Origin of the sequence: Pseudomonas sp. GD04058 (genome assembly GCF_029836855.1) — a bacterium.
GTDB classification, from domain to species: Bacteria; Pseudomonadota; Gammaproteobacteria; order Pseudomonadales; family Pseudomonadaceae; genus Aquipseudomonas; species Aquipseudomonas bharatica.
Map to the genome: position 1 here is coordinate 260,160 of NZ_JAOECN010000003.1, position 22,979 is coordinate 283,138.

General features: G+C 63.5%; 20 protein-coding genes. 13 read left to right on the top strand and 7 right to left on the bottom strand.

Annotated elements, in window-relative coordinates; translation table 11 throughout:
* Positions 1-81 precede the first annotated feature (81 nt).
* From N7650_RS04655 to guaA, 5 genes are all read left to right on the top strand, one after another.
* Complete coding sequence (locus tag N7650_RS04655; RefSeq protein WP_009398326.1) at positions 82-669, top strand: hypothetical protein; 588 nt, start codon at positions 82-84, stop codon at positions 667-669.
* A gap of 320 nt (positions 670-989) precedes the next feature.
* Positions 990-1,586 carry a hypothetical protein gene (locus tag N7650_RS04660; protein WP_009398327.1) on the top strand — a complete coding sequence of 199 codons (597 nt, stop codon included), beginning with the start codon at positions 990-992 and terminating at the stop codon, positions 1,584-1,586.
* A gap of 53 nt (positions 1,587-1,639) precedes the next feature.
* Complete coding sequence (locus N7650_RS04665) at positions 1,640-2,197, top strand: sugar ABC transporter ATPase (RefSeq protein ID WP_279897222.1); 558 nt, start codon at positions 1,640-1,642, stop codon at positions 2,195-2,197.
* Positions 2,198-2,282: 85 nt separating this feature from the next.
* On the top strand, positions 2,283-3,752 hold the full coding sequence (gene guaB, locus N7650_RS04670; protein ID WP_009398329.1) for an IMP dehydrogenase: 1,470 nt from the start codon (positions 2,283-2,285) through the stop codon (positions 3,750-3,752).
* A gap of 80 nt (positions 3,753-3,832) precedes the next feature.
* Positions 3,833-5,410, top strand: a complete 1,578-nt coding sequence (gene guaA / locus N7650_RS04675) for a glutamine-hydrolyzing GMP synthase (RefSeq protein WP_009398330.1) — start codon at positions 3,833-3,835, stop codon at positions 5,408-5,410.
* 89 nt (positions 5,411-5,499) lie between these two features.
* On the opposite strand, the gene N7650_RS04680 is transcribed toward guaA, so the two are convergent.
* Entirely contained in the window at positions 5,500-6,534 is a 1,035-nt protein-coding gene (locus N7650_RS04680) for a hypothetical protein (protein WP_279897223.1), read from the bottom strand.
* Positions 6,535-6,698: 164 nt separating this feature from the next.
* Between N7650_RS04680 and N7650_RS04685 the strand changes: the two genes are divergently transcribed.
* Positions 6,699-8,609, top strand: coding sequence for an amidohydrolase (locus tag N7650_RS04685; RefSeq protein WP_279897224.1), 1,911 nt, complete (start codon positions 6,699-6,701; stop codon positions 8,607-8,609).
* 220 nt (positions 8,610-8,829) lie between these two features.
* On the opposite strand, the gene N7650_RS04690 is transcribed toward N7650_RS04685, so the two are convergent.
* Both N7650_RS04690 and N7650_RS04695 read right to left on the bottom strand, forming a co-directional pair.
* Entirely contained in the window at positions 8,830-9,615 is a 786-nt protein-coding gene (locus tag N7650_RS04690) for an SDR family oxidoreductase (protein ID WP_279897225.1), read from the bottom strand.
* Entirely contained in the window at positions 9,606-9,941 is a 336-nt protein-coding gene (locus N7650_RS04695) for a nuclear transport factor 2 family protein (protein ID WP_279897226.1), read from the bottom strand. Before N7650_RS04695 ends, N7650_RS04690 begins: the two co-directional genes overlap by 10 nt.
* Positions 9,942-10,037: 96 nt before the next feature.
* On the opposite strand from N7650_RS04695, the gene N7650_RS04700 reads away from it, so the two are divergent.
* The gene (locus N7650_RS04700) at positions 10,038-10,949 is read left to right on the top strand and encodes a LysR family transcriptional regulator (RefSeq protein ID WP_279897227.1); all 912 of its coding nucleotides are present in this window, start codon (positions 10,038-10,040) and stop codon (positions 10,947-10,949) included.
* Between the two features lie 47 nt (positions 10,950-10,996).
* On the opposite strand, the gene N7650_RS04705 is transcribed toward N7650_RS04700, so the two are convergent.
* From N7650_RS04705 to N7650_RS04720, 4 genes are all read right to left on the bottom strand, one after another.
* The gene (locus tag N7650_RS04705) at positions 10,997-11,887 is read right to left on the bottom strand and encodes a LysR family transcriptional regulator (RefSeq protein WP_009403546.1); all 891 of its coding nucleotides are present in this window, start codon (positions 11,885-11,887) and stop codon (positions 10,997-10,999) included.
* Positions 11,888-11,997: 110 nt separating this feature from the next.
* On the bottom strand, positions 11,998-12,462 hold the full coding sequence (locus tag N7650_RS04710; RefSeq protein ID WP_009403547.1) for a DUF1348 family protein: 465 nt from the start codon (positions 12,460-12,462) through the stop codon (positions 11,998-12,000).
* Between the two features lie 34 nt (positions 12,463-12,496).
* Complete coding sequence (locus tag N7650_RS04715; protein ID WP_279897228.1) at positions 12,497-14,530, bottom strand: pyridoxamine 5'-phosphate oxidase family protein; 2,034 nt, start codon at positions 14,528-14,530, stop codon at positions 12,497-12,499.
* 30 nt (positions 14,531-14,560) lie between these two features.
* Positions 14,561-15,172, bottom strand: coding sequence for a glutathione S-transferase (locus N7650_RS04720; RefSeq protein WP_279897229.1), 612 nt, complete (start codon positions 15,170-15,172; stop codon positions 14,561-14,563).
* A 221-nt stretch (positions 15,173-15,393) separates the two neighbouring features.
* Between N7650_RS04720 and N7650_RS04725 the strand changes: the two genes are divergently transcribed.
* The 6 genes from N7650_RS04725 to tadA all read left to right on the top strand — a co-directional run bounded on the left by N7650_RS04725 (position 15,394) and on the right by tadA (position 22,707).
* Complete coding sequence (locus tag N7650_RS04725) at positions 15,394-16,077, top strand: response regulator transcription factor (protein ID WP_279897230.1); 684 nt, start codon at positions 15,394-15,396, stop codon at positions 16,075-16,077.
* A complete protein-coding gene (locus tag N7650_RS04730) occupies positions 16,077-17,420 on the top strand; it encodes a sensor histidine kinase (protein WP_279897231.1) in 1,344 nt (447 codons plus the stop codon). The genes N7650_RS04725 and N7650_RS04730 overlap by 1 nt, the downstream gene beginning before the upstream one ends.
* Before the next feature lie 74 nt (positions 17,421-17,494).
* The gene (locus N7650_RS04735) at positions 17,495-19,723 is read left to right on the top strand and encodes a TonB-dependent siderophore receptor (protein WP_279897232.1); all 2,229 of its coding nucleotides are present in this window, start codon (positions 17,495-17,497) and stop codon (positions 19,721-19,723) included.
* Positions 19,723-20,607 carry an alpha/beta hydrolase gene (locus tag N7650_RS04740; protein ID WP_279897233.1) on the top strand — a complete coding sequence of 295 codons (885 nt, stop codon included), beginning with the start codon at positions 19,723-19,725 and terminating at the stop codon, positions 20,605-20,607. The genes N7650_RS04735 and N7650_RS04740 overlap by 1 nt, the downstream gene beginning before the upstream one ends.
* Before the next feature lie 238 nt (positions 20,608-20,845).
* Positions 20,846-22,228, top strand: a complete 1,383-nt coding sequence (locus tag N7650_RS04745; RefSeq protein ID WP_279897234.1) for a multicopper oxidase family protein — start codon at positions 20,846-20,848, stop codon at positions 22,226-22,228.
* Positions 22,228-22,707: a tRNA adenosine(34) deaminase TadA gene (gene tadA / locus N7650_RS04750; RefSeq protein WP_279897235.1), complete on the top strand. Its 480-nt coding sequence runs from the start codon at positions 22,228-22,230 to the stop codon at positions 22,705-22,707. Before N7650_RS04745 ends, tadA begins: the two co-directional genes overlap by 1 nt.
* Positions 22,708-22,979: the final 272 nt, after the last annotated feature.

Consider the following 22,979-nt stretch of genomic DNA (forward strand, 5'->3'; position numbering starts at 1 on the left):
TGAGTTGTTGCGACGAATGCAGGTCATGAAACTCCGATCGTGCTCTCCGCCACTGAGAGAGCGTTATCAGGAGTTATTGCGATGAACGATCTTCAAGCAGCCATGCGCTGCGGCAGTGTTTTTCAACGTCCTTTTTCCGATGCAGAAGACAACCGGATCTGGCTGTCCGATTCTCGTCTGGTGTCCGCGCCGGCAAGCGCCAACCCACGCAACGGCCAGCTTTCGGCGTTGTTCGAGATGGTTGAAGGGGGAGCGCGCAGGGAGTTTGTGGCAGAACAAACGGAATTCATCAAACACTCCAATATCAATCACGTGTCGGGCCGCCACTTTACAGCTCCGCCGCACCAAGCCTATGCAGAGGCCGTGGGTGTTGCCTTCCTGGAGGATTTGCCCAACGGCTACTACTCGGTAACCAGTGGGGTGGCCGCTATCAACTACCAGCTGTATTTCCGGGCGCCGCCATGCTGTCCAGATGGCGACGTAGCGGTATCCTTCAAAGTCATCAGCGGAATGATCCTGCTGCAGAACGACTGGATGCAAGGCGTGGTAGCGGGAAGCTTCCGTGACGTATTGGTCAGGATCCACAAGGTTGATCAAGACATCGGCGTCGGCCCGGGCCAGGATTATGAAATGAAGATGCTGAACGGGCGATTCAGCGTACGCCTGTGAGATGCACGCTGATTGCTCGGGCAGGCTGATCGTTTTCAACCGACCCGATTGCCATCATGCTCGCCCTGGGCGTCAGCGTTGCGCGGACGTCGTCCGTCCCCCATGCACGAATCCGTGCATGGGCTTTGGCCTGGCTGGTGCTGGCCAGAGGAACGGCGCTGATTGGCCGTTGCTTGCCTCAGGTCGGTTGGTAATGCGCGGTAGAGCCGTCGCGGGATTTACCTGTTATTTCTGTCAGTTGTTGCTATCAGTCGATCTTTTCAGACTCCGAAACGTGCCCTTCTCCCCGAAAGGGACTTGCCCACTTTTGGAGTATTGCGATGAAAGATTCAACCGAAGTCATGCGCCGCATCTACGGTGCACTACGTCCTCTGTCCGAGACCAAGGACACGGGGATCTGGGTACTCGATTCCGACCGACAGAGGACCAATGGCAGCGCCGGTGCCAATGGCAATGAGATGCAGGCGATGTTCGAGAAACTGGAAGGAGGACAGCGCCGTTCGTTCAAACCCGATATCACGGAGTTCCACAGGCCTCCGCTGTTTGCCGGCGGGATGGTCATCGGACTGAATTTCGCTGCGCCGCCACATGACGCAGACAAGGAGGAGGTGAACTTCGGATTGTTGTACGACGTATATGATGGTTCCTACCCCATCGGCCCCAATTCCCCTATCTTGTTCATGTACGCTATGACCTTTGTAGACCCGCCTCTGGTCGAGCCCGGAACCTATCTGGTGTCAGCCGATATCGTCAGCGGAAAAGTCCGTATTCGGAAAAATACCGAAGATGGCTTGCTGGAAGGCCATTTCAGTCACATCGTGGCCAGGATCCCTGAGGTCCATGACTACCTCGGCGTGGGCCCGGACCATCCCTACGAGATGAAGATCGAGGACGGGAGATTCCGCGTCCACCTGTGAGAAGCGCCAGGGTCGGGTTAAACTTGCCGCCTCGACCCGACCCGACCGCTGTCATGATCACCCAGAGCATCATCGTTCCCCGAATGTCCTCCATCCCCGTGCACGAAGCCCGTGCACGGGCCATCCTGCGCTGGCTGGTGCGCGAGAAGATCGTCGAGGAGGGCCTGAGCACCTGCGGCGGCACCGGCAACCGCATGGCCCATGCCATTGCCGAGGGCGCGCGCAAGGTGGTCGAGCGCCCCGAACTGCTGCCGTTCGGCAAGCGGGTCAACGGCCTGGAGATCATCACCAAGCGCTGCATCTATACACCGTCGGTGGATTTCCTCGAGGAAGCGGGCTGCCCCGAGTGCCGCCGGGAGATCGGCGAGGCGCTGTTCGAAAGCCTCGAAGAGTGGATGCCAGCGCAGACCGACAACTTCACTTGCCCCGAATGCGGCCATGAAGACGATATAAACGGCTTTCTCTTTCTCCAGCCGTGTGCCTTTTCCAACCTGGGCTTCATCTTCAATGGGTGGGCCGATGCCGGTTTCAAACCGGCCTTCCTCGATGCCTTCGCCGATTGGCTCGACCAGCCGGTAGCCGTGGTGCGTGGAACGCTGTCGGGCAACTGACCGAAGGCCCATCTTTACATTGAGCGAAACGGCGCGCATGAGTATAATGGCGCGCTTCCATTTTTCCCGCCCGGGAGCCCCCGCGATGCTGCGTATCAGCCAAGAAGCCCTGACCTTCGACGACATTCTCCTTGTACCTGGCTATTCCGAGGTACTGCCCAACGAAGTCAGCCTCAAGACCCGTTTGACCCGTGGCATCGAGCTGAACATTCCGTTGGTCTCCGCCGCCATGGATACCGTGACCGAAGCCCGCCTGGCCATTGCCATGGCGCAGGAAGGCGGCATCGGCATCATCCACAAGAACATGACCATCGAGCAGCAGGCCGGCGAAGTCCGCAAGGTCAAGAAGTTCGAGGCCGGCGTGGTCAAGGATCCGATCACCATCGATGCCGAAGCCACCGTGCGTGACCTCTTCGAGCTGACCCGCCTGAACAACATCTCCGGCGTACCGGTGCTGCACAACGGCGACCTGGTCGGCATCGTCACTTCCCGCGACGTGCGTTTCGAAACCCGCCTCGATGCGGCCGTGCGCGACGTGATGACGCCGAAAGAGCGTCTGGTCACCGTGCGCGAGGGCGCCGACAAGAACGAAGTCCGCGAGCTGCTGCACAAGCACCGCCTGGAGAAAGTCCTGATCGTCGATGCCGACTTCAACCTGAAGGGCATGATGACCGTCAAGGACATCGAGAAGGCCAAGGCCTACCCGCTGGCGAGCAAGGACGACCAGGGCCGCCTGCGCGTCGGCGCCGCGGTCGGTACCGGCAAGGACACCGGCGAGCGCGTTGCCGCCCTGGTTGCCGCCGGCGTCGACGTGGTGGTGGTGGACACCGCCCACGGTCACTCCAAGGGCGTCATCGACCGCGTTCGCTGGGTCAAGGAGAACTTCCCGCAAGTGCAGGTGATCGGCGGCAACATTGCCACCGGCGCTGCCGCCAAGGCCCTGGCCGAAGCCGGCGCCGATGCGGTCAAGGTCGGTATCGGCCCGGGCTCCATCTGCACCACCCGTATCGTTGCCGGCGTCGGCGTGCCGCAGATCAGTGCCATCGCCAACGTTGCCGAAGCCCTCGAAGGTACTGGCGTTCCGCTGATCGCCGACGGTGGCATCCGCTTCTCCGGTGACCTGTCCAAGGCCATCGTCGCCGGCGCTTCGTGCGTGATGATGGGCTCGATGTTCGCCGGTACCGAAGAAGCCCCGGGCGAAGTCGAACTGTTCCAGGGCCGCTCCTACAAGGCCTACCGCGGCATGGGTTCGCTGGGCGCGATGGCCCAGGCGCAAGGCTCTTCGGACCGCTACTTCCAGGACTCCTCGGCCGGCGCCGAGAAACTGGTACCGGAAGGCATCGAAGGCCGCGTTCCCTACAAGGGCGCACTGGCCGCGATCATCCACCAGTTGATGGGCGGCCTGCGTTCGTCGATGGGCTACACCGGCAGCGCCACCATCGAAGAGATGCGCACCAAGCCCGAGTTCGTGCGCATCACCGGTGCCGGCATGGCCGAGTCCCATGTGCATGACGTACAGATCACCAAGGAAGCGCCAAACTACCGCGTAGGTTGATGCTCCTGGCAACACCGTTCAGCGGGGCTGTTATCGAACAGCCCCGCGTCGTTTCCGATTACCACTGACGAGATTGAGTCATGGCCCTCGACATTCACGCTCACCGCATCCTGATTCTCGACTTCGGTTCCCAGTACACCCAGCTGATCGCCCGCCGCGTGCGCGAAATCGGCGTGTACTGCGAACTGCACCCGTTCGACATGGACGATGAAGCGATTCGTGCTTTCAACCCGCGCGGCATCATCCTGGCCGGCGGCCCTGAGTCGGTCCACGAAGCCAACAGCCCACGCGCGCCGCAGGCCGTGTTCGACCTGAACGTGCCGGTGCTGGGCATCTGCTACGGCATGCAGACCATGGCCGAGCAGATGGGCGGCAAGGTCGAGGGTTCGGACCTGCGCGAGTTCGGCTACGCCCGTGTCGACGTGGTCGGCAAGAGCCGCCTGCTGGACGGCATCGAGGACCACGTCGATGACGACGGCGTGCTCGGCCTGGACGTATGGATGAGCCACGGTGACAAGGTCACCCGCATGCCGCAGGACTTCCACGTCCTGGCCAGCACCCCGAGCTGCCCGATCGCCGGCATGTTCGACGATACCCGCGGTTACTACGGCGTGCAGTTCCACCCGGAAGTGACCCACACCAAGCAGGGCGGCCGCATCCTCTCGCGCTTCATCCTCGATATCTGCGGTTGCGAAGCCCTGTGGACCGCCTCGAACATCGTCGAGGACGCCATCGCCCAGGTTCGCGAGCAGGTGGGTTCGGCCAACGTCCTGCTGGGCCTGTCCGGCGGCGTCGACTCCTCGGTGGTCGCCGCGCTGCTGCACCGCGCCATCGGCGACCAGCTGACCTGCGTCTTCGTCGACAACGGCCTGCTGCGCCTGCACGAAGGTGACCAGGTCATGGCCATGTTCAAGGAGAACATGGGCGTCAAGGTCATCCGTGCCGATGCCGAAGCGCAGTTCCTCGACAACCTGGCCGGCGAGTCCGACCCGGAGAAGAAGCGCAAGATCATCGGCCGCACCTTCATCGACGTGTTCGATGCCGAGGCCAGCAAGCTGGAGAACATCCAGTTCCTCGCCCAGGGCACCATCTACCCGGACGTCATCGAATCGGCTGGCGCCAAGAGCGGCAAGGCCCACGTGATCAAGTCGCACCACAACGTCGGTGGCCTGCCGGAGGAAATGAATCTCAAGCTGGTCGAGCCGCTGCGCGAACTGTTCAAGGACGAAGTGCGCAAGATCGGCCTGGAACTGGGCCTGCCGTACGACATGGTCTACCGCCACCCGTTCCCGGGCCCGGGCCTGGGGGTGCGCATCCTCGGCGAAGTGAAGAAGGAATACGCCGACCTGCTGCGTCGTGCCGACCACATCTTCATCGAAGAACTGCGCAAGGCCGACTGGTACCACAAGACCAGCCAGGCTTTCGTGGTGTTCCAGCCGGTCAAATCGGTGGGCGTGGTCGGTGACGGCCGTCGCTACGCCTGGGTCGTCGCCCTGCGCGCCGTCGAGACCGTGGACTTCATGACCGCGCGCTGGGCGCACCTGCCGTACGAGCTGCTGGAGACTGTCAGTGGGCGGATCATCAACGAGATCGAGGGGATCTCGCGGGTGACCTACGATGTGTCGAGCAAGCCGCCGGCGACGATCGAGTGGGAATGATCCCCCGTCCGGCATAAGCCGGCATCGAGTGGCAATGAACACACCGGAAGCCCGCGTAATTGCGGGCTTTCGGCGTTTTTGGCTGCCGTTCAGGCGTGTTTCTTCAGTAACCAGAGGTCTTCGTCATCGGCCATTGTGTTCAGGTGATGCAGATCGGTCGCACCGGCGGAAGTGAACAACAGTTTGGGCGCACCCCTGAGGGTCGCGAGCGCGGGACGACTCGGCCGTTGGCTGGTCTCCGCTGCGTTGGCTTCGCCACGCGTGTCACCGCCGTCGTTCTCGGTGGTCCTGACCTTGACCTTGTAGGTGTTCAGCATCCAGCGCTTGTACAGGGCAATCCATGCCGCGCAATGTGCGCAGGCTTTCTTCGCCCCGCCCAGGTGAACCACCTTGTTCTCGAACATGTGCGGGTTGGTCGTCACTTCCTCCGCCAGGAAGGTCAGCAGCACGATCTCGGCATGTACGTTCTCGATGCTGTCGAGCACATTGACCGCAACGGCCTTGGAATACTCATACAGTACCGCGAGCGGCGCCCCGGTGCCCTTGACCGCATTGGTAGTGACGGGACATGCAATCAATTTACGCAGGAACCAGCTGAGTTTCCTTCCTGCCGGATCGGTGCCCCCGTCATTGATGACATTGAACATGTCCTGGTACAGCTTCAGGTAATTGCCGGCGAGAAAGGATGGTTTCCTAAAACTGTCGATGACCAGCTTTTCCTGGCCGCTGTACTTGCGCTTGGTGTCGTTGTTCAGCCTGACGGTCACGGCATCGTTGAACAGTTGATGGCGCATGCTCAGCAGCTCATGGCTCATGAACAGGCAGCGCTCGAAGTCCAGGGCATTGTTGACGCCGAAACCGCTCAGGTAATGCCGCACTGCATCCTGTTCGCCGGGATTGGTGGCGATGAAGATCTTGTCTTCACCGACAATCTGCATGCACTGGACCTCCGAGATCTTTTTCGTCCCGCTGCTGTTGAGATCCGTATCCCAATCCCGGATGGCGGCCGTTCGCTTGATGATGGTTGACAGGTAAGCCAACTCTTTCGGGCTGTATTGCATCGTGCCTCCTTGGATACGGAACAGGATGAGGGCGGGCCGGAACGCGTGTGGATTGCGCGCCATGAACTTCGCCTTGGCACTGTACCGCCGGGCAGCAGACAAGTGGCGGCCAATTGCTATGTGTGCTGACCAAATCCTGAGTACACCTACAATCCGTAGTGATACGTTAGCGAGGCGATCGGACAGGGAACAGGACGGCCTCTCGAACCCGCCGTGCTGCGGGACGCGTGGATAACCGGACTGCAATCGTGCCATGCGATGTTCAGCGTCATTCCCTGGACCACCACCTATTGAAAGGAATCATCATGTCCCAACGTCCTCAATTCGGCTGTGCCTGCTGCACGCCTGGCATGCTGCCGCTCTATGAGCATGATCCTGACGCCTGGCAGGCCCTGCTTGCGCAAACCCATCAAGCAACGCCGCTCGGTCCGCAGAGTTCGGTGATCTTCGTGGGAGGAACCATCTACCCGGATCCTCAGCACCTGGATCTGACGGTAGATGCCATCGGCATCGCCAACGGCATGGTGATCGCCAGCGGCAAGATCGAGGATGTACGCGAGGCAATGAAGCCCTATCCGTATGTCGTGCGGGAACTGGTGGGCGAAGAAACGTTGCTGCCGGGGTTGATCGACCCCCACGCTCACCTCATGTCCAGTGCGCTCATCCACGACTGGACCGACCTGTCGCCGATCAGCAACCAATACCTGGACAAGGGATATGACATCGAGCAGATCAAGGCCAAGATCTGCGCGGCTGCCAGGAAAGTGCAAGACAAGGATCCCAAGGAGCAATGGGTCACGGGCTTCGGTGTCGATCCCTCACTGATGAAGGAGTGGACGGACATCGTGGCCAAGACACTCGATGAGCTCCATGAAATCGGTCCCCACGTCAAGATCTTCCTCCTCAACGCCTCCGGCCATATCAGCTACGCCAACACGCTCGCACTGCAGGCGGCAGGTCTCGCCGAGCAATTCCCGACAGGTGTGCTGACCGAGCAGCAATCTGCGCAGATGCTGAAGGCGCTGCCACAGCTGGGCCAGGAGCAGTTGCTGGCGAACCTGCAGAAGGTGTTCCGTGAAGCCAACCAGCGCGGCATCACTACCTTGTTCGACGCAAGCATCGGATTGTTCAAGGGGCCGCAGGAAGTGGACATGATGAGGCAGCTCGCGCAGACCTCGTCGATGACCCTGCGCGTCGGTTGTGCACTGTATGGCAACGACAACAATCTCATGACTTGGGTCGACTGCTACAAGCCCGAGCTTACTAGCGACGCCAACAGTCTTTTCACCCTGCGTGCGATCAAGCTGATCGCCGATGGCTCGAATCAGGGGCTGACCGGGTTGCAAAGCGAGCCGTACCACTGCTGCAACGAACATCAGGTTCCGGGTGTCGGTGCCTATGGTTTGTTCAACTACAGCCCGGTCCGGCAACTGGCGCACGTGATGCAGATCGTGACCTCCGCAGGCTGGCCAATCCTGACCCACGCCAACGGCGACGAAGCCATCAGCAATGTGCTCTCTGCCTATCAATTGGCGCTCTGTACCATCCCTTCCGCAAACGATCCGTTGCCGAAACCTCCGTTCCCTACCGAACCGGCCTGGGCCTGGCAGCGCCATCGCATCGAGCACTGCTCGCTGCTACATGACGAGGCGATCGGCCTGATGAAGCGCATGGCGATTTCGCCAAGCTTCCTGATCGGGCATGTTGGTTACTGGGGCCAGGCATTCCAGAGCACCATCCTTGGCGAGGAACGCGCGAACCTGCTGGACCGCTGTGCCTCGGCATTGAAGGGTGGCCTACGTATCAGCCTGCACAGCGACCGCTTCGTCACGCCATTCGGTCCGCTGCGTTACATGGAGCAGGCGATCACCCGGGTGATGGAGGCGAGTGGCGAGGTGCTCAACAAAAACGAGTGTCTCGACGTGGAGCAGGCGCTGCGCGCCGTGACCATCGACGCGGCATGGCAATGCCACCTCGATCACCAGATCGGCTCACTGCTGGACGGCAAGCAAGCCGATCTGGTGGTACTGGCCAAGAACCCTCTGAAATGGAAGCCGGAGGACCGCGTCAACATGCGTGACATCCTGGTCGAGGAAACCTGGGTAAGTGGTCGCAAGGTGTATTGTGGGGTGAGCTGATCGGTAACCAGAAATCCTCTGGATGCCAAAGCAAGGACCCTGTAGGAGCAGGCAAGCCAGCTCCTACAGGGTTTCGGGCTTGTCGCGGACGAGGTGCTCAACCAAACACCGGATCCCCGCGTCGGCACGATCTAGCAAAAAACCAGAAGCCCGCAATTGCGGGCTTCTGGTTTTTTGCCGCTGGCAGGTCAGGGTCGCTTTCTACACCCTGATCGAGGCGCTATACCGTCCTGATCGTCCCGCCATCGATGACAAACTCGGCGCCGTGGATCGCAGCAGCACGGTCGGCGGCGAGGTAGGCGATAAGGTCGGCCACCTCTTCAGGTTCGGCTCCGCGCCCGATCGGGATCCCGCCCAGGGCATCGAGCACGGACTGACGCGCTTCCTCGATAGTGCCGCCGGATTTACTGAGCATTTTCAGAAAGTCTTCAGTGGCCTCGGTCATGATCCAGCCGGGCGAGACGGCGTTGACCCGCACCCCCTTGGGGCCGAGCTCTTTCGAGATCGACTTGCTGTAGGTTCTCAGCGCGGCCTTGGCTGCGGCGTATCCCGTGGTGGACTCGGGCAACGGTAGAACGGACTGGATCGAGGTGACATGCACCACGGTGCCCTTGCCTCGCTCCAGCATCTGCGGAATCAACAGGCGATCGAGGCGCACGGTTGCCAGCAGGTTGAGGTTCAGTTCGGCGAGCCAATGCTCGTCTGTCAGTGCGGCAAAGCCACCCGCCGGCGAAGTGGACCCACCGATGACATGGACAAGGATGTCGATACCGCCCAGCCGCTCAAGTGCCGCCCTGGCAAAGTCTTCTCCATCCTTCGCAGTCGTCAGGTCCCCTTGCACGTATTCAACGCCCTCGATGGGATCCTTGATCGTACGGGCAGCCGTGATGACCCGGGCTCCGCCGGCCAGGAAGCGCTCGACCGTGGCGCGACCCAGCCCCTTGGTGCCGCCGCTGACGAGCACGCGCTTGCCGGCAAACTCGCAAGGATCTGCCTTCATTTCCATACCCTGGTCTCCAAGGTCTTGATGGCCTCATCCAGGAGCGTGAAGCGATAGGTGAAACGCAGCGGGCTGCCGGGGAAGTCGCCATGAGCGGGCCCCTCGAGCACCACAGCGCCATCTTCTTCGCGAGCGGTATCGGGCTCGAAAATCGCCTTCACCGCGATCGCTTCTTCCACGAGCAGTCGGCGGATTTCGGCCAGCCCTACGTAGCGTTTGCCGTTGTCCACGAAAACGGCATCCTTCAGGAAGGGTTCCATCATGCCGTCGATATCGAGTCTGGCGTTTGCCTCGACAAAGTCGGTGATCGGTTTGGGTAGCTTGATTGACATGTTCATCTCCTCGGCAGTGATGGCGTCAATCTAGCGGTGGACTTTTCGCCTGATAAGCCAGATAAAGTCGCATGGAGTATCACGGAAATCAGGACAATGACTCGCCATTCGCTGATCGAACTCGAGGCCGTTCTGGCCATCGTGCGTTGTGGTTCGTTTCGAGCTGCGGCGCTGGAACTCGGCATGTCGAGTACGGCCATCAGCAGCGCGGTAGGCAAGCTCGAGCGGGACCTTGCCGTGCGTTTGTTCAACCGCACCACGCGCAGCGTCTCGCTTACCGATGCGGGGCGCATCTTCGTCGAACAGATCAAACCGGCGCTCGATGGCATCCAGAACGCGATGAATACGGCGCGCTCCCATCAGGAAACGCCGTCCGGCACGTTGCGCATCAATGCCTTTGCAACAGCCGCGCGCGAGATCATGGCGCCATTGGTCCTGGAGTATCTGCAGCGCTATCCGCAGGTTCATATCGACATCGTCACCGAGGGGCGCTTGGTTGACGTCGTGGCGGCGGGCTTCGATCTGGCAGTGCGCAGCGCTGACCTGGTGCCCAGCGACGCGATCGCCATACCGTTGGGGCAGCGCAGACGCATGGCGGTTGCCGCATCAGCCGCCTTCTTCGAAAACAGGGCTATTCCTAAAGTGCCGCAGGACCTGCTCGCTTACCCCTGTGTTCGCGTGCGGCTTCCCGATGGCACGTTGTTCCGGTGGCGTTTCGAGAAGGGCGGTGAGGAACTGCAACTGGATGTCGAGGGGCCGATCACGCTTGACGAAGCATCCCTGGCCAGGATCGCGGTAGCCAATGGCGTGGGGATCGGCTACTTCATGGAAGCCGATGTCCGTGAAGACATCGCCGCGGGCCGGCTCGTGCGTATCCTCGAAGACTGGACACCGCCACTCGTGCCGCTGTGCCTCTATTACTACAACCGCCGCAATTCTTCCGCAGCCTTCCAGGCGTTTATCGCGCTCGCGCGCGACTACACGGCCGGACGACTGGCGCAGCCCTGAGCGGGCTGCGGCGTTCGCGGGCAGGTGAGTTCACGTTTCGAGGCCTCTCAGCCAAAAATCGGATTCCCCCGCAACCGTTCCACTGCCATATCCACGAATGCCCGCACCTTCGCTGGCGCCTGCCGCCCCTGCGGGTACACCAGGTGGATCGGCAGCGGCGGTTCCTCGAATTCTTCCAGCACCACCTGCAATTCGCCCGCCTGCAATGCCGGCCCGACCTGGTAATGCAGCACCCGGGTCAGGCCCCATCCCGAGCGTGCGGCGTCGATTACCGCCTGGTTGGTGTTGCACATCAGCACCGGGTCGATGGTGATCCTTTGCCCTGCGGCGAAACGCCAATCCGGCAGGGCCCAGGAGCTGTCGGAGGCGACGATGCGGTGGTCCTTCAGCTCGGCTGGGGTGCGCGGTGTTCCGTGTTTCTCCAGATAGGCCGGGGCGCCACAGATCAGGTGCCGCACCGCACCGACCCGTATCGCCGTCAGTCCTGAATCGGCCAGATGGCCGATGCGCACGGCGAGATCAAGGCCCTCCTCGACGATATTCACCTGCCGATCGATGAACAGCGTACGGGCACGCATGCCCGGATAGCTGTCGAGGTACTCGGTGATGATGGGCAGGACATGCATTTGCCCGAAGAGAATCGGCGCGGTGATCGCCAGGGTCCCGGACGGCTCGCTGTAATGCCCGGCCGCCGCGGCCTCGGCTTCGGCGATGTCACCGAGGATGCGCCGGCAATCGGTGAGATAACGCGCCCCGGCCTCGGTGGTCTTGACCGAGCGGGTGGTGCGCACCAGCAGCCGGGCACCGACCAGGTCTTCCAGCGCGGCAATGATCCGCGTGACCGCCGGGGCGCTCATATGCACCGCCCGGGCGGTCTTGGCGAAGCTCTCGGTTTCCGCCACCTTGACGAACACCCGCATTGCCAGCCAACGATCCATTGCGCTGTGTTTCCTTCGGTACGGTCGCGTGTCTTGAGTGTCTCCGGCCAGACCCGGGACACGGTCGGGGTGCCCGGGATTATGTGCCATTTCCTGGTCCGGTGTCCGCTTCAGAAACCAAAGTGGCTCAGGCCCGGATGATCGTCCGGCCGCCGGCCCAGCGGCCAGTGGAACCGGCGATCTTCCTCACGGATCGGCTGTTCGTTGATGCTGGCATGCCTGGCACGCATCAGCCCGTCCTCGGCGAACTCCCAGTTCTCGTTGCCGTAGGCGCGGAACCACTGGCCGCTGTCGTCGCGGTATTCGTAGGCGTAGCGCACGGCGATGCGGTTGCCGGTAAAGGCCCAGAGCTCCTTGATCAGGCGGTACTCCAGTTCGCGGTTCCATTTGCGGGTGAGGAAGGCCTCGGCGTCGGCGCGGTTGTTGACGAACTCGGCGCGGTTTCTCCAACGGGTATCCAGGGTGTAGGCCAGGGCGACCTTGGCCGCGTCGCGGCTGTTCCAGCCATCCTCGGCAAGGCGGACTTTTTCGATGGCGCTCTGTTCGGTGAACGGGGGCAGTGGGGGACGAGACATGGCAAGGCTCCTGAAACTGAGTGAATGAGACAAATCAAAGTGCAAGCTGGATCGGGTCCTCGCCGGCAGGTACCGCGCAGCAGACCAGGACTTCATCCTCGCCAACCTTGGCGGCGGGTTCCTTGATGTAGCTGACCGCGCCCTTGAGCAGGCGGGTCTTGCAGGTGCCGCAGTGACCTTCGCGGCAACTGAATTCCGGGGCGAGGCCGCGGGCTTCGGCCAGTTCCAGCAAGGTGCCGGAACCGGGTTCCCAGCGCGCTTCCTTCAATGAATCGATGAAGGTCACCGGTATCGATGTGCTGGCCGGCGCCGGGCCGTGCAGGGCGGTCGGCTGTGGTTTGGCGGAACGCTTGAGCGAGGCCGGTCCGAAGGCTTCGGCATGAATGCGCTCGTCCGCCACGCCGTATCCGTGCAGCCCGTCGTACAGCGACTGGCTGAAGGACGGTGATCCGCACAGGTAGAACGCGTAGTCGTCGAACGCCAGGTGACGCGTCAGCAGTGGCATGTCGATCCGGCCGGCGGCGTCGTAATCGATCCCTTCCTCGGCATCGCGGGTATCGCTGAGCACCCGTACCAGCGTGATGCCAAGCTCGCCCAGTTCCTGGTCGAACGCCCGCTCGTGCTTCGAACGTGCCGCGTAAAACAGCGTGACCGGGCGCATGCGCTGGGTACGCCGGCCTTCGAATGCCAGATGGCGTGCCATCGCCAGCATCGGTGTGATACCGACGCCACCGGCCAGCAGCACCACAGGGCGATCGCCACTGCCGTCGAGGGTGAAGTCGCCAGCCGGAGCCCGGGTTTCCAAGGTATCGCCTTGGTGCAGATGCTCATGCAGCCAGGACGAGACCAGCCCGTCGCGTTTCACGCTGATACGGTAGTGACCGTCGGACGGCGCGGTCGAAAGGGTGTAGGTGCGGATCAATGGCTTGTCCGCGCCGGGGATCGACACCCGTATCGGCAGATGCTGGCCTGCCAGATATGGCAGCAGGCCAGCGCCGTCCTGCGGTTCCAGGTAATAGGAATTGATCGACGCACTTTCCCGCACCACCTGCGCCACCTTGAAACGTCGCCACTGGCTGGAGAGCGAGGCAACCCGCAGGCGTTCCTCCGTCCGCTGCCAGTCATCGGTCAACAGCGAGCTTTCGGCTTCGCCCTGGGCCCGGAACGTCCAGCGCAGGGCCAGGCCTGCCGGGCGCCGCACGATGCGCCGGGGCCTGAAGCTCCACAGGCGCTCCGCGCCCTGGAAAGCGGCGATTTCCGGTGACTCGAAGATCACCTCGGCATCGCCGGTCATCTGCAGGACATCGCCGTTTTCGTAGTCAACGAACAACAGCCCGGCTTTGCCGTTCAGATGGATATTGCCGAGGGTGGAAAAGAACAGGTTGCCGTTGAAGTCCGGGATGGTGAGCAGGCCGTCCTCGCCCACACGGACGAAACCGGGCTTGCCGCCGCGATGGGACACATCGACCTGGCGGCGCGCCTCGCGGTCGGCGTAGGTGGCGACGTAGAACGCATCGGCAGCCTCGATCAACTGGCGCGCGGCGGCATCGAGTTGCGCAAGCTCCTCTAGCTGCCCCGAGAACGCAACCTGCGGATCCCGGGCAAAGGAAAAGTCGCGCAACTGGATGTAGCGCGGGCAGTTGCCGAAGCTCTGGTCCACTTCGACCCGAAAGCCGGCGTCGAGACGCGACAACACCCCGTTCATGCGATTGCGCCGCCGGGTATGCAACTCGATGCCCAGCAGGCCTACCGCTGCGCCGTCGTGCATTCCATCCCCGGCCGGATCCAGAGGGTCCGGTCGGGCTGCAATATCCAGGGTCGTGGGCGAGGGCGAGCTCATGAAGCCGGGCCGGCCTTCGAGTACGCTCGCCCAGGCATCGCCTTCGGTATCCACGCTGCCCAGCACCATGAAGGGCAGCCCGGCATAGAATGCGCGATGCTGGTCGGGCATGAAATCCCGTACCACGCGTTGGCCGACACCTTCCATGCGCTCGGCAACGCCGACTTTCTCCTGGATGAATTTCTCGCCTTCATGCCAGGTGGAGAGCTTTTTCAGGTGCATGGCCATGTCGGTTACTCCCGTGGATTGGGCAGGGGATCAGGCTCTCAGACCGGCCCGGCTCTGGGTGAAGGGCACGAAGCCGGGCAGCGCTTCGAAGCGGTTCAGGAAGGCATTGACGGCGGGGTAGCCGGACAGGTCGACATTGCCCTCCGGTGCCTGGGCCACATAGCTGTAGATCGCTACGTCGGCGATGGTCGGGTGGTCGGCGGCCAGCCAGTCGCGATCGCTGAGGTGCTGCTCCAGGCGTTCGAGCAGCACATGGGCACGGGCAATGACTTCCTCGGCGTTGAAGCTGGCGTTGAACACAGTGACCAGGCGCGCGGCACAGGCACCGTAGGCCAGTTCGCCAGCGGCTACCGACAGCCAGCGCTGCACACGCGCAGCGCCCGGCGCGTCTTCCGGCAGCCAGTCGGTGCGCCCGGCTTTCTTCGCCAGGTAGACCAGGATCGCGTTGGAATCGGCGACCACGATCTCGCCATCTTCCAGCACCGGGATCTGCCCGAACGGGTTCAGGGCGAGGAACGCGGGTGACTTGTGCGCCCCAGCGGCCAGATCCACTTCGACCAGCTCGTGGGGCACGCCCAGCAGCGAAGCGAACAGTACGGCGCGATGGGCATGGCCCGAGAGGGGATGGTGATGAATCTTCATGGTCCGGCTCCTGACTGTAGTTATGCGGGGCGGGGTGATTCCCGATCCGTGATGACAGTGTGGAAGCGGATGCTTTTTGGCGGAACACGCTTTGTTAGCAGTTCTTTATTGCTTCAGGTGGAATAATCTCTCGCAGTGTCTGACCGATGTCATTGCCCTGTCCCGAGCCAAAGTGGGATGATTCGCAATTGCAATCACTTTCCGTGCAGAGTTCGCCACCCGTGTCCCCTCGACTTCTCCTCGCCGAAGACGACCTCAACCTGCGCCAGGACCTGCGGCGCCATTTCCTGCGTCGAGGCTTCGCGGTCCACGCCTGCGAAAACGGCAGCCAGGCGCAGGCTGCCCTAGAGCAGGGCGCGTTCGACCTGATCCTCCTGGACATCATGCTGCCGGGCATCGACGGCCTGAGCCTGCTCGATCAGCTACGCCGCGAGCAGGCGGTGCCGGTGATGCTGATGTCTGCCCTCGGCGCCGAGCAGGACCGCATCAGCGGCTTTACCCGCGGCGCCGACGACTACCTGCCCAAGCCCTTCAGCCTGGCCGAGCTGGATGCCCGGGTCGATGCCCTGCTGCGCCGGGTGGCGCTGGACCGGCGCACGACGACAAGGGAAGCCGTCCGGCTGGACGAGAGTGGCCAGGACGTGGTGCATCGAGGTCGCCATGCCGGCCTGACCGCTTCCGAGTACCGTCTGCTGGCGACCCTGCGCGCCCATCCCGGCGAGGCGCTGAGCAAGGCCTTCCTCTACCAGACCGTGCTGCATCGCGCCTATACCCGGCTGGACCGCGGCCTCGATGTGCACGTGTGCAACCTGCGACGCAAGCTGGCAGCCATCGGTGCCGTGCACGTGCAGATCCAGTCGGTGCGCAGCCAGGGCTACATCCTGGTGGAGACGGAGCCGTCCTGATGCGCCGACATCCGCTGCTGTGGAAGCTCGCCCTGCTGCTGGTCGCCTTCTGCCTGCTGCTGACCTGGCTGATCTGGACCTGGGGCCTGTCGGTGGAGCGCAGCAGCTACTTTCTCGGTTCGGCAGACCAGGAATACCTGGCGCGTTATGCCGCCGAGGCCGAGCAGGCCTGGCGCGAGGGCGGTGCGCAGGGCGCCGAGGCATACCGCCGCACCCTGGCGAGCAGGGAAAATACCTGGGTCGCGCTGGTCGGGGCGGATCTGCAAAGCCTCGGCACCACAGCGTTCAGCGCCGAGGAAGCCAGCCACCTGACCTTCATGCGCAAGCTCGACTGGCCCATGAGCAGGCGCCTGCAGGACGAGTTGCCCTATGTCAGCATCGCCTTTCCCGAGCATCCCGAGACCGGGCGCCTGGTCATCCAGTTGCCGGAGCGCCTGCTGCCCACCGGCCTGACGCCCTGGACGCATCTGGTCACCCATGGCGTGGCACCCGCGATGCTGGCCGTGCTTCTGGGGCTGTTGCTCTATCGCCTTCTGGTGGCGCCGCTCAATCGCCTACGCGACCGCGCCGACGCCCTGCGTGCGGACGACCTGGACAGCCCCGGCCTGCCATTGCAGAACCGCCGCGATGAACTCGGCGAACTGGCCCAGGCCTTCGATCACATGGCCGGGCGCCTGCGCCGCAGCCTGGAGCAGCAGCGCCTGTTGCTGCGCACCCTGTCCCATGAACTGCGCACACCGCTGGCGCGCCTGCGCATCGCCCACGACAGCGGCCTGCCGCCGGAGCAGTTGCGCCAGCGCCTGGTACGGGAAGTGGACGATATGCAGCGGCTGCTGGAAGACACCCTCGACCTGGCCTGGATGGACACGGAAAAACCGCAATTGCCCAGCGAACCGGTACAGATGCTCTCGGTGTGGGAAGCCCTGTGCGAAGACTGCTGCTTCGAAAGCGGCTGGGAGCGCGCGCGATTGCCCTGCGACCTGCCAGCCGACTGCTGGATCGAAGCCCATCTGGACAGCGTGGCCCAGGCCCTGGAAAACCTGCTGCGCAATGCAATCCGCCATTCACCGCCCGGTGGCACGGTGAGCTTCAGCGGGCAGCGCGAGGGCGATGCGTGGCATTTCCGCTTGCGCGACCACGGGCCTGGCGTGCCGGAGGCTGACCTGCAACGCATCTTCGAGCCTTACCAGCGCCTGGCCGGCAGCGGCGCCGGTTTTGGCCTTGGCCTGGCCATCGCCCGCCGCGCCATCGAATTGCAGGGCGGCCAGCTCTGGGCGAGCAACGCCAACCCGGGGTTGGTCCTGCATCTGCGAATGCCGGCGGCGGAATGTTTAGAAAGTTAATGCGCTTTACTCTCAATTAGCACTCATTATCATTCGTGATCTCTCGCATTCAGCGCCCGTCCCGGAGATCGATGATGTCGCCTCGCGCTTTCCCTCGCATTCCCTTCCTGATGTTGTCCGGTTGCCTGTTGTCCACCGCCGTGCAGGCGGCCAACGAGGCCGATGTGGTCGAGCTGCAGCCGCAGAACGTGGTCGCCACCGCACTGGAGGAAACCAAGCAGGCGCCGGGTGTCTCGGTGATCACCGCCGAGGACATCAAGAAGCGCCCGCCGGCCACCGACCTGTCGCAGATCATCCGCACCATGCCGGGGGTCAACCTGACCGGCAACTCCACCAGCGGCCAGCGCGGCAACAACCGGCAGATCGATATCCGTGGCATGGGGCCGGAAAACACCTTGATCCTGGTCGATGGCAAGCCGGTCGGCAGCCGCAGTTCGGTGCGCTACGGTTGGCGCGGCGAACGCGATTCCCGGGGCGATACCAACTGGGTGCCGGCCGACCAGGTCGAGCGCATCGAGGTCATACGCGGCCCGGCAGCTGCGCGCTATGGGTCCGGGGCCATGGGCGGGGTGGTGAACATCATCACCAAGCAGGCCGGGGCCGAGACCCACGGCGACGTGACGGTGTACCAGAACTTCCCCAGCCACAGCGACGAAGGCGCCAGCAAGCGCATGACCTTCGGCCTCAACGGGCCGCTCACCGACACCCTCAGCTACCGGGTCTACGGCAATGTGGCCAAGACCGACGCCGACGACTGGGACATCAATGCCGGGCATGAGTCCGCCCGCACCGGCAACCAGGCCGGTACCCTGCCGGCGGGTCGCGAAGGCGTGCGCAACAAGGACGTCAACGGCCAGTTGAGCTGGCACCTGACGCCGGAGCAGACCCTGGAACTGGAAGCGGGCTTCAGCCGCCAGGGCAACCTCTATACCGGCGATACCCAGAACACCAACTCCAACGCCAACGTGAAGAGCATGCTCGGTCACGAGACCAACATTCTCTACCGGGAAAACTACGCCGTGACCCATCGCGGCGACTGGGACTTCGGCAGCACCATGGCCTACCTGCAATACGAAAAGACCCGCAACCAGCGGATCAATGAAGGCCTGGCCGGCGGGACCGAAGGCATCTTCAGCAACACCGACTTCTACACCTCGACCCTGCGCGACCTGACCGCCCACGGTGAAGTGAACCTGCCGCTGCACGCCCTGCGCGACCAGACCCTGACCCTGGGCGCCGAGTGGAGCCAGCAGAAACTCGACGACCCGAGTGCCAACACCCAGACCACCAGCGAAGGCGGCGCGGTCGGCGGGCTGAGCGGTACGGGGCGGGATACCGGCTCCCAGGCGCAGATCTTCTCGCTGTTCGCCGAGGACAATATCGAGCTGATGCCCGGCACCATGCTCACTCCGGCGCTGCGTTTCGACCACCACAGCGTGGTCGGCGACAACTGGAGCCCGTCGCTCAACCTGTCCCACGCGCTGACCGATACCCTCACCCTGAAAGCCGGTATCGCCCGGGCCTACAAGGCGCCGAACCTGTACCAGCTGAACCCGGACTACCTGCTCTACAGCCGCGGCCAGGGCTGCTATGGGCAGAGCACCAGCTGCTACCTGCAAGGCAACGCCGACCTGAAGGCCGAGACCAGCGTCAACAAGGAACTGGGCATCGAATTCCAGCAGGACGGCTGGGTCGCCGGCCTGACCTACTTCCGCAACGACTACAGGAACAAGATCGAGTCCGGCCTGAGCCCGGTCGGGCAGGCCAGTGGTGGCACCGGCAGCTATGCCAACGCGGCGATCTACCAGTGGGACAACGTGCCCAAGGCACTGGTCGAAGGCCTGGAAGGCACCCTGACCATCCCTCTGACCGAGCAACTGAAGTGGAGCAACAACTTCACCTGGATGCTGCAATCGAAGAACAAGGAAACCGGCGAGACCCTCTCGGTGACGCCGAAGTACACCCTCAACTCGATGCTCGACTGGCAGGCCACCGACGACCTGTCGCTGCAGGCCAGCGTTGCCTGGTACGGCAAGCAGACGCCCAAGAAGTATGACTACCACGGCGACCGGGTCACCGGTAACGCCAACAACCAACTGTCGCCGTATGCACTGGTCGGGCTGAGCGGGACTTACGCCTTCAGCAAGAACCTGAGCCTGACCACCGGCGTCGACAACCTGTTCGACAAGCGCCTGTTCCGCGAGGGCAATGCCCAGGGCGTGAACAATATCGACGGGGCCGGCGCGGCGACCTACAACGAGCCGGGCCGGACCTTCTACACCAGCCTGACGGCATCGTTCTGATGAAGCTTTCGCCATTGTTTCTTGGCCTGCTGTTGGTAGCCGGCAGCGCTGTGGCACGGCCGGAGCCGGAGCAGAAGATGCAGGCTGCGGTGTTGCAGACGCAGGGCGCGGCCTATCGCTTCAGCACCCTTGATCTTGATTCCGCCGATGGCCAGCGGCATTACCGGTTGTGGGTCGGCAAGCCGGCCCGGCCGGCGCCTGCGGCCGGCTACCCGGTGCTGTGGATGCTCGACGGCAACGCCGCGCTCAGTGCACTGGAGCCGGCAGAACTGGAAAGGCTGGCAGGCGGGCAGGCGCCGCTGCTGGTGGCGGTGGGGTACCGGACCGAGCAGCGCATCGAGCGTACTGCCCGGACCCGGGACTATACGCCATGGGTAGCGGGGCTGGAGGCGCAGGTCGATCCGCTGACCGGGCAGCCCAGTGGCGGGGTGGATGCGTTTCTCGATCTGCTGGTCGGGCGCATGCGGCCGCTGGTGGCCAGGGTGGCGCCGATCGATCCTCGGCGGCAGACGTTATGGGGCCATTCCTACGGCGGGCTGGCGGTGTTGCATGCGCTGTTTACCCGGCCGGGGGCGTTCAGCGACTATGCGGCGGCGAGTCCGTCGTTGTGGTGGCGGGACGGTGCAATCGTGGCCGAGGCCGAGGGTTTGGCCGGGCGCCTGGGCGACGCGCGGCCTAGGTTGCTGCTGATGCGCGGCACCGCCGAGCCGGCCCGGCCGCGTGCTCCGGGCGGCGCGGATAACGAGGGGCCGGCGCGGGCGCTGGTGGCGCAATTGCAGCAAGTGCCGGGGCTGGAGGTGAGTTACCAGCGCTTCGAAGGGCTGAACCATGGGCCGATGCTGCCGGCCTCTTTGCATCGGGTGATCGAGGGGATGTCTCACTGAGAGCCTTGTGGTGGTGCTGATGGCCTCATCGCTGGCAAGCCAGCTCCCACAGTGTCCTGTGGCTAGCACGAAACCCTGTGGGAGCTGGCTTGCCAGCGATGAGGTCCTCAAGAACGACACAGTTCCCTGCGACAAGTCTTCACTTAATATTTCGCAAATGCGGGTGTATCGTATTCGCCCTTCACGCTGGCCCCCGCTGGCCAGTTGCTGTTTCCGCGAAGCCGAGGTGCCTGTCCCGATGTCCTTTACCCGTCGACAAATGCTCAAGGGCCTAACCGGCCTGGTGGTGGTTGGTCTTGGTGCCGGTGGTGCGGCCCGCTACTGGCTGGGCAAGGTCGAGGACGAGAATGCCGGGCATGACTACGAGCTGATCGCTGCGCCGCTGGACGTGGAGCTGGTCCCCGGCTTCAAGACCGAGGCCTGGGCCTTCGGGCCGTCCGCGCCCGGTACCGAACTGCGGGTGCGCCAGGGCACCTGGCTGCGGGTGCGCTTCATCAATCACCTGCCGGTTGAAACCACCATCCACTGGCACGGCATCCGCCTACCCCTGGAAATGGACGGCGTGCCCTATGTCTCGCAGTTGCCGGTCAAGCCCGGCGAGTTCTTCGACTACAAGTTCCGCGTTCCGGACGCCGGCAGCTACTGGTACCACCCCCACGTCAGCAGCAGCGAGGAACTGGGCCGCGGCCTGGTCGGCCCGCTGATCGTCGAGGAACGCGAGCCCACCGGCTTCAAGCATGAACGCACCCTGAGCCTGAAAACCTGGCACGTGGACGAGCAGGGCGCCTTCCTGCCCTTCAGCATCCCCCGCGAGGCCGCGCGCAACGGCACCGCCGGGCGCTTGATCACCATCAATGGCAAGGCCGACGCCGTGACCGAACTGCCGGCCGGCCAGGTGGTGCGGGTGCGCCTGCTCAACCTGGACAACACCTGGACCTATCGCCTGAACCTGAAGGGCAATTGCGAGGCGATGGTCTATGCGCTGGACGGCAACCCCGTCACCCCGCGGCCGCTGGAAGACGAGTACTGGCTCGGCCCGGGCATGCGCATCTGCCTGGCGATCCGCATTCCCGAGCCCGGCGAGGAAATTTCCCTGCGCGATGGTTTCGTCCGTCTCGGCACCCTGCGCTCGGTGGCCAGCGCCGACAAGCCCGGTGACTGGCCGCCCGCGTTGCCGGCCAACCCCATCGCCGAGCCGGACCTGGAGAATGCCGAAAAGCTCAACTTCAATTTCGAATGGGCGGGCAAGGTCTCGGTGAACACCGACAACGGACGCCCGCCGAGCCTCTGGCAGATCAACGGCCAGGCCTGGGACATCACCGACAAAACCTGCGCCGACCGCCCCATCGCCACCTTGCAGAAGGGCAAGAGCTACATCTTCGAGCTGAAGAACATGACCCAGTACCAGCATCCGATCCATCTGCACGGCATGAGCTTCAAGGTGATCGCCTCGAACCGCCGGCAGATCGTCGAGCCCTGGTTCACCGACACCTACCTGCTGGGCAGGAACGAACGTGCCCAGGTGGCGCTGGTGGCGGATAACCCGGGGACCTGGATGTTCCACTGCCATGTCATCGACCACATGGAAACCGGCCTGATGGCCGCGATCGCGGTGGCCTGATGCGACCACGGATCATCGATCGCAGCCGCGACCAGGAATTCATGCGCCTGGCCCTGGAGCTGGCGGCGCAAGGCGCGGCGCTCGGCGAGGTGCCGGTGGGCGCGGTGCTGGTGCAGCACGGGCAGGTACTGGGCCAGGGTTTCAACCGGCCGATCACCGACAGCGACCCCAGTGCCCATGCGGAAATGGTCGCTATTCGTGCCGCGGCCAGGGCGGCGAGCAACTACCGTCTGCCCGGCAGCACCCTGTATGTCACCCTCGAGCCCTGCAGCATGTGCGCCGGGCTCATCGTGCATTCGCGGGTCGAGCGGGTGGTCTACGGCGCGCTGGAGCCGAAGGCGGGGATCGTGCAGAGCCAGGGGCAGTTCTTCACCCAGGGCTTTCTCAATCATCGGGTGATCTACGAGGGTGGGGTGCTGGCGCAGGAGTGCGGGGCGATTCTCAGCGAGTTCTTCAAGGCGCGCCGCGCAAAGGCCTGATTCAGCGCGTACCCTGTGGGGGTTTACCCGCGACTGCGGTGGTGCGACCACTATTGCAATCGCTGGCAAGCCAGCTCCCACAGGTTTCTCGGCAGCCGCAGGCTTTGTGTTCGACGCGGTCACTGTGGGAGCTGGCTTGCCAGCGACTGCGGTGGCGCCGGCATGAGAGTAATCGCGGGTGAACCCGCTCCCACAGGTTTCTCGGCCAGCCGCAGGTTTCGTGTTCGACAGGGTCACTGTGGGGCTGGCTTGCCAGCGATTGCGGCGGTGCG

Bases quoted from the DNA above. Each gene is read 5' to 3' on its own strand.
- N7650_RS04735 (WP_279897232.1), top strand. From the start codon at position 17,495: ATGTCGCCTCGCGCTTTCCCTCGCATTCCCTTCCTGATGTTGTCCGGT.
- N7650_RS04715 (WP_279897228.1), bottom strand. From the start codon at position 14,530: ATGGCCATGCACCTGAAAAAGCTCTCCACCTGGCATGAAGGCGAGAAA.
- N7650_RS04665 (WP_279897222.1), top strand. From the start codon at position 1,640: ATGATCACCCAGAGCATCATCGTTCCCCGAATGTCCTCCATCCCCGTG.
- tadA (WP_279897235.1), top strand. From the start codon at position 22,228: ATGCGACCACGGATCATCGATCGCAGCCGCGACCAGGAATTCATGCGC.
- guaA (WP_009398330.1), top strand. From the start codon at position 3,833: ATGGCCCTCGACATTCACGCTCACCGCATCCTGATTCTCGACTTCGGT.
- N7650_RS04720 (WP_279897229.1), bottom strand. From the start codon at position 15,172: ATGAAGATTCATCACCATCCCCTCTCGGGCCATGCCCATCGCGCCGTA.
- N7650_RS04680 (WP_279897223.1), bottom strand. From the start codon at position 6,534: ATGGCGCGCAATCCACACGCGTTCCGGCCCGCCCTCATCCTGTTCCGT.
- N7650_RS04700 (WP_279897227.1), top strand. From the start codon at position 10,038: ATGACTCGCCATTCGCTGATCGAACTCGAGGCCGTTCTGGCCATCGTG.
- N7650_RS04705 (WP_009403546.1), bottom strand. From the start codon at position 11,887: ATGGATCGTTGGCTGGCAATGCGGGTGTTCGTCAAGGTGGCGGAAACC.
- N7650_RS04660 (WP_009398327.1), top strand. From the start codon at position 990: ATGAAAGATTCAACCGAAGTCATGCGCCGCATCTACGGTGCACTACGT.
- N7650_RS04745 (WP_279897234.1), top strand. From the start codon at position 20,846: ATGTCCTTTACCCGTCGACAAATGCTCAAGGGCCTAACCGGCCTGGTG.
- N7650_RS04710 (WP_009403547.1), bottom strand. From the start codon at position 12,462: ATGTCTCGTCCCCCACTGCCCCCGTTCACCGAACAGAGCGCCATCGAA.
- N7650_RS04690 (WP_279897225.1), bottom strand. From the start codon at position 9,615: ATGGAAATGAAGGCAGATCCTTGCGAGTTTGCCGGCAAGCGCGTGCTC.
- guaB (WP_009398329.1), top strand. From the start codon at position 2,283: ATGCTGCGTATCAGCCAAGAAGCCCTGACCTTCGACGACATTCTCCTT.
- N7650_RS04740 (WP_279897233.1), top strand. From the start codon at position 19,723: ATGAAGCTTTCGCCATTGTTTCTTGGCCTGCTGTTGGTAGCCGGCAGC.
- N7650_RS04655 (WP_009398326.1), top strand. From the start codon at position 82: ATGAACGATCTTCAAGCAGCCATGCGCTGCGGCAGTGTTTTTCAACGT.
- N7650_RS04730 (WP_279897231.1), top strand. From the start codon at position 16,077: ATGCGCCGACATCCGCTGCTGTGGAAGCTCGCCCTGCTGCTGGTCGCC.
- N7650_RS04695 (WP_279897226.1), bottom strand. From the start codon at position 9,941: ATGTCAATCAAGCTACCCAAACCGATCACCGACTTTGTCGAGGCAAAC.